At 67.8% G+C, this 270-nt stretch carries 1 pseudogene; it reads right to left on the bottom strand.

Annotation, left to right across the window (positions count from 1 at the left end):
- Positions 1–270, bottom strand: a pseudogene (locus SB771_RS34620) (two pore domain potassium channel family protein); the annotation flags it as partial.

Genomic DNA, 270 nt, shown 5'->3' with positions numbered 1-270 from the left:
GCACCCATTCGGCCGACGACCACGGCGCCATGCCCCACGCCACACCGCCCGCCGCGGCCAGCGCAATCAGCACGTCGTAGCCATTGCGCGTGAGAAAGCGCCGCGGTTTGCGGCTCAGGCAGGCCATGCGGACAAGGACCGCCGCGAATCCGGCGGACATGCAGGCATAGAGCGCACGTCCCACGAGATGAAACCCGGCTGCGGCAGCCAGTTCGAAATAGAACGCCGGAATCGCGAGCAGGCTGAGCGCGAACAGCGCCCACTGCATCC

The organism is Burkholderia sp. SIMBA_051 (assembly GCF_046534915.1).
Classification (GTDB): domain Bacteria; phylum Pseudomonadota; class Gammaproteobacteria; order Burkholderiales; family Burkholderiaceae; genus Burkholderia; species Burkholderia ambifaria.
The sequence above is the reverse complement of the archived record's forward strand: the minus strand, read 5'-3'. Positions and strand labels throughout refer to the sequence as shown.